Annotated in this window: 10 protein-coding genes; 7 read left to right on the forward strand and 3 right to left on the reverse strand. The window is 42.7% G+C overall.

Annotated elements, in window-relative coordinates; translation table 11 throughout:
* Positions 1–144 precede the first annotated feature (144 nt).
* Both PENNN9_RS00935 and PENNN9_RS00940 read left to right on the forward strand, forming a co-directional pair.
* Positions 145–810: a DNA-3-methyladenine glycosylase gene (locus tag PENNN9_RS00935; protein ID WP_058367903.1), complete on the forward strand. Its 666-nt coding sequence runs from the start codon at positions 145–147 to the stop codon at positions 808–810.
* Positions 811–862: 52 nt separating this feature from the next.
* Positions 863–1,174 (forward strand): hypothetical protein, encoded by a 312-nt coding sequence (locus PENNN9_RS00940; RefSeq protein ID WP_058367904.1) that lies wholly within the window; start codon positions 863–865, stop codon positions 1,172–1,174.
* Positions 1,175–2,306: 1,132 nt separating this feature from the next.
* Here PENNN9_RS00940 and PENNN9_RS00945 read toward each other — a convergent pair.
* Positions 2,307–2,510, reverse strand: a complete 204-nt coding sequence (locus tag PENNN9_RS00945; RefSeq protein ID WP_058367905.1) for a CsbD family protein — start codon at positions 2,508–2,510, stop codon at positions 2,307–2,309.
* A gap of 414 nt (positions 2,511–2,924) precedes the next feature.
* On the opposite strand from PENNN9_RS00945, the gene PENNN9_RS00950 reads away from it, so the two are divergent.
* From PENNN9_RS00950 to PENNN9_RS12895, 3 genes are all read left to right on the forward strand, one after another.
* Positions 2,925–3,629, forward strand: a complete 705-nt coding sequence (locus PENNN9_RS00950; protein WP_058367906.1) for a TetR/AcrR family transcriptional regulator — start codon at positions 2,925–2,927, stop codon at positions 3,627–3,629.
* Positions 3,630–3,761: 132 nt separating this feature from the next.
* Positions 3,762–5,258 carry a molybdopterin-dependent oxidoreductase gene (locus tag PENNN9_RS00955; RefSeq protein WP_227511676.1) on the forward strand — a complete coding sequence of 499 codons (1,497 nt, stop codon included), beginning with the start codon at positions 3,762–3,764 and terminating at the stop codon, positions 5,256–5,258.
* Between the two features lie 83 nt (positions 5,259–5,341).
* Positions 5,342–6,025 carry a molybdopterin oxidoreductase family protein gene (locus tag PENNN9_RS12895; protein WP_227511677.1) on the forward strand — a complete coding sequence of 228 codons (684 nt, stop codon included), beginning with the start codon at positions 5,342–5,344 and terminating at the stop codon, positions 6,023–6,025.
* 161 nt (positions 6,026–6,186) lie between these two features.
* On the opposite strand, the gene PENNN9_RS00960 is transcribed toward PENNN9_RS12895, so the two are convergent.
* Positions 6,187–7,515: a D-amino acid dehydrogenase gene (locus tag PENNN9_RS00960; protein ID WP_058367907.1), complete on the reverse strand. Its 1,329-nt coding sequence runs from the start codon at positions 7,513–7,515 to the stop codon at positions 6,187–6,189.
* Positions 7,516–7,579: 64 nt separating this feature from the next.
* Positions 7,580–8,332 (reverse strand): YgfZ/GcvT domain-containing protein, encoded by a 753-nt coding sequence (locus PENNN9_RS00965; RefSeq protein ID WP_058367908.1) that lies wholly within the window; start codon positions 8,330–8,332, stop codon positions 7,580–7,582.
* 308 nt (positions 8,333–8,640) lie between these two features.
* On the opposite strand from PENNN9_RS00965, the gene PENNN9_RS00970 reads away from it, so the two are divergent.
* Entirely contained in the window at positions 8,641–8,994 is a 354-nt protein-coding gene (locus PENNN9_RS00970; protein ID WP_058367910.1) for a zinc ribbon domain-containing protein YjdM, read from the forward strand.
* A gap of 77 nt (positions 8,995–9,071) precedes the next feature.
* Positions 9,072–10,373, forward strand: a complete 1,302-nt coding sequence (hemL, locus tag PENNN9_RS00975; protein WP_058367909.1) for a glutamate-1-semialdehyde 2,1-aminomutase — start codon at positions 9,072–9,074, stop codon at positions 10,371–10,373.
* Positions 10,374–10,427: the final 54 nt, after the last annotated feature.

Consider the following 10,427-nt stretch of genomic DNA (forward strand, 5'->3'; position numbering starts at 1 on the left):
AAAAAAAAAAAAAAAAAAAGTAAAATTTGGAAGACGGAGAGACAAAATTTTACTGCAAGTGCTGTTAATAATTGTCCTCAATACCTATCTTTATTTTTATGTTAATTTATGGATATCGTTAAATATAAGAAAAAAGGTCCATTGATGCCCCAGCCAAATAAACTTAACCCAGATATAACTCTTGAATCGTCCGCTTTGATTATAGAGCCAACATGGTTTACTCGTCCGACCTGCGTAGTCGCTGCTGATTTGGTCGGTAAAGTTCTATGTAGACGATTAACTGATAGCGATGGCAACGAAAAAACGCTGCGTATGCGCATCTCAGAAACCGAGGCTTATATTGGTGAAGACGATCCTGCTTGTCATTCGCATGCGGGTACTCGTACGTCACGTACCGAGATTATGTACGAACAAGGCGGCGTATTTTATGTTTATCTGACCTATGGCGTACATCATATGCTTAATCTTATCAGTGGGCCTGTAGAGACACCTGAATCGGTACTCATACGAGCTGGATTTTTGACAGATAACAGTGATCGGTTAGTAGACGAGCAGCAGCTTAGCGCTGATAAGCAATTGACGCATCCAAAGCAGTTTGCTGGGCCGGGGAAGTTAACCAAACGCTTGCAGATTAACCGTAGCTTGTATGGCCAAGCTATCTGGCCTACATCGAATGTCTGGATTGAGGATGATGGTTGTCAGCCACCATTATCATTACGTCCTCGTATCGGAATCGATTACGCTGGTGAGGCAAAGGACTGGCTACTGCGCTACGTATGGACGGATCATCCTTCTTTATCAAAAAAGTAAGGGGTGCTAGTGCTTTGTATTATGTATTTAGTCAAAAATTGGAGATTAATAAATGTATAAGCTAACAGTTTTTATTCCAGATAATGTTTTAGAGTCGGTGAAGACTGCTCTATTTAATGCTGGTGCTGGGACTATTGGTAATTATGAACAGTGCTGTTGGCAAGTACAGGGAACGGGACAGTTCAAGCCATTGGCAGGTAGTACGCCGCATATCGGTATGCATGACAAACTTGAAGAAGTTGATGAGTGGCGAGTTGAAATGGTGGTTGATGAGGACGTCATTAATGAGGTCATTGCAGCACTAAAAGAGGCGCATCCTTATGAGACCCCAGCGTATGATGTCATGAAGGTTTTAGATTTTTGAAGATGAATGTTATAAAGATGATTGTTAATTTTTAAAAAATTGATATATAAAAAAAGGCCAAACAAAACCATTTGCTGGTTTATTTGACCTGGGCATCAAAATTTTCACGATGCCAAAAGCTTCATATGAATGTCATTATTATCGATCAGTCTTTTTACCTTTAAGGATATCTAAATTAGGGTAACTAAGCTCAACTCCATAAGATCTAAGGCTTGAAAGATAAAAAAGGTCTTTATTGAATTATCTTAACTTATTATTGACATTAAATTTTTCGGCCATAAACAAGCGTTATAAAACAGGTTTTACGTTCTATATACTAGAGCTGACTTAATCTTTGAAATAATTTCTTACATACGCATAGTAGTCTATAAAACTTGATGACAAATGTCGGTAACGTTAATAAAGTGTAAACGCAAAGAAAAGGGTAGTAACAATGTGAAGAAAGGCAAACAATAAAAAATATCCTTGGTTTGGAAAATAATTAATATCTTATTTTACGCAAGCGTAGGAGTATCAAGGTATAGAAGAGAAAAACAATATTCGTGTAAGCATATGCTTACAGAAGATGACGCTTACGCGACTTAACATGAAGGTAATAATTTGACACTATAGTCACACGGCATTAGGGAGTATGACTCAAGGATTGAGTTTACCGTATTAAGGATAATGATTCACTTATTGGCATCAGGATGATAACAATAAGTGGAGTAAGGATACTAACCTATGCTGAGAGCAGCAGTAAACGCTGTGATAATCGTAGTAAAAAGGGCAGGATGCCTAGTATCACAATATACTGAATATTATGCAAGGATGTATAACAGACAGTCGTGATAAGTAATATGGATGGTTAACAATAAAACCGCATAACAATTAATTGCTATGCGGTTTTATCGTGTCTGGAGGTTAAGAAAGTTATATGATACCAAAGTGTATGCTCAGCTGAAACTTTAGTTATTTAAAAGGTCAAAAAATAAAGACCTGCTAACTAATGCTTTAAGTAAGCTTGTTAGTTAATAGATAAATTACTGACAATCAAAAAACCGCATGATATTCATGCGGTTTTTATGGTTTAAAATAAGATAACTTTAATTATTATCTAATGTATTTTTCTAAAAATACATTAATAATTACTTTAGTAGTTATTTTCGCGGCGCCAGTCATCTACCTCACGTTCGGCATTATCTTTACTATGACCATAACGTTCTTGTACACGACCGACCAGTTTGTCGCGGTTGCCTTCGATGTGAGTGAGATCATCATCAGTGAGATCGGCCCATTTTTGCTTAACCGCACCTTTCATCTGGTTCCATTCGCCTTTTAGAGTATGTTCATTCATTGTTATATTCCTTCTGTTATTATCGAATTAAGTTTTGAGACAACTATTCCATCTGTCTTCATTCAACACTCAGTCGCTATTGATAAACACCAATATGCTGACTGGTGATATCTAATATAAGGGCTGAGAATTGCCTTGTCTGTATATGCAATGTTTAGAGTGTTACTTCATTATGGTTAACTGCTTATCTTTGTTATGGGTTACTTATCTATGTAATGAATAAGCTATTATTCAGTGGGATATGTAAAACAAATCAGTAGATTTCAAACAAATATTAGTAATATAAGAATTAAGTAAGGGGACAAGACTGTAAACATATTTTTATGAAAACTAATTATAGACATATCGTCTAGTTGACTATAACCTTATAGTTGAGATAACAAACATGATAGTTGCTTTATGGAGCTAAGATGAATGGCAGTGGACTCACCTGACATATCCAATACAGTGAATGCGGCAAAGGCAGAGACGAAGCGAGATTGGGCAAAAGCTAGGACGCGTCATGCCTTGTTAAAAAGTGCCCTGCAGTTGTACCGTATTGAAGGTGCTGGCGGCTTAAGTATGAATAAAATCGCAAAAGGCGCAGGTATTGCCCAGCCCAGTTTTTACAATCATTTTGCTAGCGTCGAGGCGCTACAATATGAGCTGAGCGTTCAGTTAAAAAACAACTATCTATCACCGATGCGCATGGCATGGGTAAATATGCTCAAAGACTATCCAACCCTAACAAAAGCGCAGTTCCACCAGCGTTGTCAGCAGTGTCTGACTATGATTTTTGATGCCGCGTTTCAGAATATCGAATTGTTTCAACGCTTAATTGAAGACAGTCTGCGCTATGGTTCAACAGTAGAAGATAAAGGCTTGGCAAGTCTGATTAGCGAGACACAAACAGAGTGGACGAATATATTCATGCAAGGATTACAGTCAACCGATTACTCTTTTGAGGAATCTGAAGTTAATCTCTGTGTCGATGTCGCTGCTGCTCAAGTCCATGAATTGATACTAGGCTGTCGGCAGCAGCGTTATTCACAGCAGCAGGCTATTGATATATTGAGTAAGAACTTTGATGCATTGTTTAGCAGTTTTTTTATAAAAGAGCGGCATGGACTGGGGAGTTAGTTATCCAGTTTATCAATTGCTAATTATTTGGTAGCTAGTTACCCATATCATTAAACATATTAAAGTCATAACAGTCATAAAACGGAATTTATATAGTAAGAACTATATTGCAAAATAACAGGGAGCGCGACCATGGCTAGTGAACAAACCAAGACGAATGAGCAAACCCACTTTAGAACCTGCAATTTATGCGAAGCTATGTGCGGTATTGTCATTAAGCACGATGGTGACAAGGTATTGTCGATTAAAGGCGATAAGGACGATCCATTCTCCAAAGGTTATATTTGCCCAAAAGCGACCGCCTTGCAAGACTTGCATGAAGACAGTGATCGCCTGCGTCATCCGGTTGAAAGAACCGCTAACGGCTGGAAAGAGATTAGCTGGCCTGATGCTCTAGATAAAGTGGCAGCCGGTATTCAGTCGGTACAGAAAAAACATGGTAAAAACGCCCTTGGTATTTATTTAGGCAATCCTAACGTCCATAACTTGGGCGGTATGCTAACGATTAAGCATTTACTTAGTAGTATAAAGACGCGTAGTCGTTTTTCTGCGACTTCCATCGACCAACTGCCGCACCATATTGTCAGTATGCATCTGTTTGGGCATATGCTGCGCATCCCTGTGCCTGACGTCAATCGTACCCAATATATGCTCATCATCGGCGGCAATCCGCTGGCGTCTAACGGCAGTATTATGACCGCGCCAAACATGCGCCAAAAGCTAAAAGATATCAAAGCCCGTGATGGCAAAGTGGTGGTCATTGATCCAAGACGCACAGAAACAGCAGATATTGCGAGCGAGCATCATTTTATTCGTCCAGCAACCGATGTCTTACTCTTGCTCGCCATGCTTAATGAAATCTATCTGCAAGGTTATGCGGACAAAGCGCGCGCTAAAAATAATAGAGCGGTGGCCCTAGCGCCAGATATTGAGCGACTTACAGACTTTGCTAAAGACTATAGCGCCGAATCCGTAGCTGATATTACTGGCATTTCTGCAAATAAGATTAAACGTCTCGTTAAAGCGTTTTGTGAAGCCGAAAGCTCCGTCTGCTATGGACGCATGGGCGTATCGGTACAAGCGTTTGGCTTATTAAGTCAGTATCTCATTATGGTCATTAATATTGTCACAGGTCGCTTAGATGAGGTAGGTGGCCTGATGTTCCCCAATCCTGCAGTCGATGTGGTCAATAACTCAGGCCCAGGCTATCTTGGTAAGCGCCATAGCCGCGTGAGTAATTTGCCTGATTTTAATGGCGATTATCCAGTGGTGGCGATGGCGGATGAGATGCTGGTAGAGGGCGCAGGGCAGTTAAAAGGCTTTATGACTGTCGCTGGCAACCCTGTACTCAGCACGCCCAATGGTGAAAAGTTAGATGAAGCTTTTGCCAGCTTGGATTTTATGGTTGCGATCGATTATTTTGTCACAGAAACCAGTCGTCATGCCGATATCATTTTGCCACCCGTATCACCACTAGAGCGTGACCATTATGATGTCACTTTTAACAACTTTGCCGTCCATAACGTGGCTAAATACTCAAAAGCCCTATTCCATAAGAAAAAAAGTGCCAAATTTGACTGGCAAATCTATCTAGAGCTGGCAAAACGTTTAGATAAAAAATCTATCTAGAGCTGGCAAAACGTTTAGATAAAAAAGCACCACTTGTCACCAGAGTTGAGCGTCTATTAGTAAAAGTGTTGGGGCCGAAATTTGTGCTCAATCAGGGTTTAAAGCGTGGGCCTTATAAGGGTCTTAATCTAAAAAAGTTAAAGAAAAATCCGCATGGCATTGATTTAGGGCCTCTCAAAAGGATGTTGCCAGAAGCTTTGAAACATAAAGACAAGCAGATTCATCTTAATGTTGATTTTTATCAAGCTGATTTAGAGCGTGTACAAGAGATGATGCGTAACTATGATGATAAGCAAATATTATTGATAGGTCGCCGCCATGTACGCAGTAATAATTCTTGGTTACATAACAGCTATCGCTTGGTAAAAGGTAAACCACGCTGTACGCTTATGTTGCATCCAGAAACGGCCAAAGAATACGGTATCGAGGACGGTCAAAACGTAAAAGTTACTTCGCGCGTTGGCAGTGTGAATACCATCGCAGAAGTCACGGATGAGCTGATGCCAAGCGTGGTGAGTATCCCGCATGGTTGGGGTCACGGCCGTAAAGGCGTGAAACAGAAGATTGCTCAAGCGCATGCCGGTGTCAGTGTCAATGACTTGACGGATGATACGTTAATTGATCAGTTAAGTGGTAATGCAGCAGTCAACGGCGTACCGGTGCAGCTAGAAGCCATCGAGCCTGAAGTGGTTGATTTGGACACTACCGATTCAAGTGTTGATGCTGACAGCGAATCTTCCGAAATCAAATCAGGAAGTGCTGCATAAAATAAGTACAAAAACTATAACGTGCTACTGGTACAACTTTTCCTTGCTTATGTGACTATGCAGACAGAGGCTACGCAAAATTTTTACCAGTAGCACTATGCTTATTTTATGGCAGATTAACTATACGAAAAGCAAATATGTATGGCTGGTGTAAATGTTCTCTATTGAGCGTTCACACCCACAAAGTCAAAATCGACTGGCGGTGTCTCGCCCTGTATTAACAGACTAATCGCTTTTGCCGAACCGCAAGCATGCGTCCAGCCAAGCGTACCATGACCCGTATTGAGCCATAAATTATCAAAACTAGCGTTTGTATTGTGACTACCGTGACGGACATGAGCCCTATGCGCGCGTCCTATTAAGGGTACATTTGATGGGGTCATCGGTCGCAGTCCTGTCCAATATTGCACAGAGTTGGCAATGATGCCTTTCGGGAATAACTGCTGTACACGGCGCGTGATGGCTTGGCAGCGTATAGTATTCAAGTCTAAATTATAGCCGTTAAACTCTGCTGTGCCCGCGACGCGCAATTTATCGCCAAGGCGTGAGGTAACCAGCTTAAACTCATCATCAATGAGACTGATAAAGGGTGCTAGGTGCGGGGCGCGGGGATTGACTTGATAAGTGGCCGAGTAGCCTTTGGCCGGGAAGATAGGCAAATGAATATTGAGAGGCTTCATTAATACAACGCTGTAGCTACCAAGCGCTAGTACATGGCTGTCTGCACTAAAAGTTTGCACATTTTCGCCTTTGGGACGGATATTAATGCTATGGATATGCGGATTAGTAGAGTGGGCATCAGCGTTTAATGCCAATACCTCGGTGTCATATAAAAACTGTACGCCAGCCTTGGCGCAGCGCTCAGCTAAGCGCTGGGTAAATAGATGGGCATTACCCGATTCATCACGACTGGTATAAGTAGCGCCTTTGAGCTTATGGGCAATAGGATAAAGCGCTGGCTCCAGACTGGCCGCATTATTAATATCAATGATATGACGCTCACAGCCTAGTGCTTGCATACGCTCTGTTGGCGCAATAGCAGCGTCAAACTCAGCTTGGTCGGTATAAAAGTGCATGATACCGCGCTTTTGCTGCTCGTAATCAATACCAATGTCAGCACGTAGCTGCTGCAAGGCATCTCTAGAATACAATCCTAGACGTACCATTTGCACCAAATTGGCATCGGCTTTATCTGCACGGCACTCTTGCAAAAACTGCATCGCCCACTTAAGCTGTGCCTTGTCAGCTCGCAAACGATACAGTAGTGGCGCGTCTTCTTTAAATAGCCATTTAAGCGCTTTCATTGGAGCAGTAGGATTGGCCCAAGGCGTCGCGTGCGAGACCGATATCTGCCCGCCATTAGCAAACGACGTCTGCATTCCCGCTGCAGATTCACGCTCAATGACAGTCACATCATAGCCAGCTTGGCGAAGATACCATGCGGTAGTCACGCCCACCACGCCCGCTCCGAGTACCGCAATATGTGTCATGAGTAAAGTCTCTTAGTGACTGTTTTAGCTGCTTGTTTGGCAGTTTGCTGCGGTTTGGACCATGCTACTTTGGTCGGGCGACATCAGCTTGAAGTGCTGTTGGCAACTCCAATAGGGTAAGGTCGCTATCATCAAGATGTGCTGGACGCGCAACGACTAATGCTTCAAAGCCATCATTGGTAGCAATGGCGTTGACCACTTGGATTTTATCAAGCTTATCCCCTGCTGCTGGCGCGTCACCTGTCCCGCTAACATAGTGCAAAAATGCTTTGGGTGCCGCTTTAAAGTAAATGCGGGCAATGACCTCTTGACCCAAATAGCAGCCTTTATCGTAGTCCATACCGCCGCGCTGATGCAGACGCAGCTCTTGCGGCTGAAACTCACCCTGCGTTGCTGCTACTATCCAATAGTTGCCAGTGGCGATACTTCGCTGCATCCAAGCTTGAGTATCTTCTGCTGTATTATGCTCATCCTTATGGCTAAAGGTAGGCTCATCAGCGAGCACGCAAGGATAAATGGCTGCTGCTGCACTGGTCTCAAACTTTGAAAACGCCCCAAATTTCTTTAAATGTGCCTGTAAAGCGTCGACACAATCAGCGCTAATCACCACATCATAATGTTTTTCGTCTTGTTTTTTAATCCAAAGTCCAAATTCAATACGCCCTTTTAAGTTACTAAGGGCAGTTGGTTGATAGCTAAGACCAAGCTTAGTCACATCACAAGTCAATTGTCCTTGTAAGAATTTTTCAGCATCTTCGCCTTGGAGGGTTAATTGAGAAAACTGCGGCAAAGTCGAGACGTCGGTAGATTGAGTCATTGTTATTATCCTTCTAATAAGAGCTTACTTATGAATAACTGGGTCTTAGATATAAGGAACAAAAGAAGCAAATTGGCGCTTTTATCCCCTATTAGACAAGCAAATACAAAATTAAATGAGGTTGAAGAGTACCATAAAAAGCACTGTCATAAGAAACGCTATGGTTAAGGTTTAGATTGGGCGCAGTGCCCAATTTTCAACCGTACAAATTGGTTAAAGCAAGCGAGTTACGGTACAATGTTATCTCTAGTCTGGGGTCTAGGCTAAGTCTAGAATAAACCTACATGTTGCTGGCTGCCGAGGAAATGATGAGCTTACCCAATTGTCCAAAATGTGATGCTGAATACACGTACGAAGATGGTGCGTTACTGATATGTCCGATGTGTGCTCATGAATGGACGGCGGCTGAAACGGATGCGGCGCAAGCTGAAGACCAAGACGCGGTCATTCGCGATGCGGTCGGCAACGAGCTGCAAGATGGAGATGCCGTAACCGTCATCAAAGACTTGAAAGTTAAAGGCTCATCCACCGTTATCAAAGTAGGCACCAAAGCAAAAAGCATTCGCTTGTTGCCAGATGCGAGCAATGGCCACGATATTGACTGTAAACTTGATGGCTATGGCCCCATGAAGCTTAAATCTTCAGTCGTCAAAAAGGCTTGAGACGATAAGTTTAACCAACAAGTTCAATGATGTTTAAGTGAAAAAATTTACTTTTAATAAAACAACAGAGAATAACCATGAGTACTAAAAACGAACAGCTTTTCGCGCAAGCACGCAAACATATCCCAGGTGGTGTCAACTCACCAGTTCGCGCCTTTGCAGGGGTGGGTGGTACACCCATCTTTATGCACCGTGCTAACGGTAGCAAAATCTATGATACCGAAGACAATGCTTATATCGACTATGTCGGCTCTTGGGGTCCAATGATCTTGGGTCATGCGCATCCAAAAGTGATCGATGCGGTCAAAAAGGCCGCTGATGATGGTTTAAGCTTTGGCACACCAACGCCGTTTGAAACCACGGTTGCTGATAAAATTTGTGACATCGTCCCAAGCGTCGAAATGATTCGTATGACCAGCTCAGGTACTGAGGCGACTATGAGTGCGATTCGTCTGGCGCGTGGTTATACCCAACGTGACAAAATCGTTAAATTTGAAGGTTGCTATCATGGTCATTCAGACAGTCTGCTAGTAAAAGCTGGCTCAGGCATGCTTGATATTGGTGAGCCAACGTCAAAAGGTGTGCCAGCGGATTTTGCTAAGCATACTATTACGATTCCTTATAATAATCCGCAAGCGATTAAAGATTGTTTTGAAAAATGGGGCGATGAGATTGCCTGCGTTATCTTGGAGCCTATCGCTGGGAACATGAACATGGTCATTCCAAGCCAAGAGTTCCATGATACGCTTCGTGCAGAATGTACAGCTAATGGCGCAGTATTGATTTTTGATGAAGTCATGACGGGCTTTCGCGTTGGCCTTGGTGGCGCACAGGCGCACTTCGGTATCGACCCTGACTTAACTTGTTTTGGTAAAATCATCGGTGCAGGCTTACCCGTTGGTGCCTTTGGCGGAAAAGAAGAGATTATGTCTTGCATCGCCCCACTTGGCGGTGTCTATCAAGCGGGTACGTTATCAGGTAATCCGCTGGCGATGCGTGCTGGTATCGCGATGTTTGAAGACTTAACGGCAGACGGTTTCTATGATGAATTATCAGCGAAAGTAGATAAGCTCGTTGATGGTTTTCAAGCGGCAGCTGACAAGCATGGTATCAATCTGCGCACCAATAAATTGGGCGGTATGTTTGGCATGTTCTTTGTCAGAGACAGTGAGACCACTGTACCGCAGAACTTTGATGACGTAACAGAATGTGATATGGATGTGTTTAATACTTTCTTTCATGGTATGTTAGATCGCGGTATTTATCTGGCGCCCTCTGCTTATGAAGCCGGCTTTATGTCTATCAAGCATAGCGATGCAGACATCGAGACTTCAATTAAAGCCGCTGATGAAATCTTTGCAGAAATGGCGAAGGCGTAACGACGTCAGTTGTAGTCTTCATTACACAAAAAAACCAGCCACTGTGCTGGTCAT

Source organism: Psychrobacter sp. ENNN9_III (genome assembly GCF_001462175.1).
Taxonomy (GTDB): domain Bacteria; phylum Pseudomonadota; class Gammaproteobacteria; order Pseudomonadales; family Moraxellaceae; genus Psychrobacter.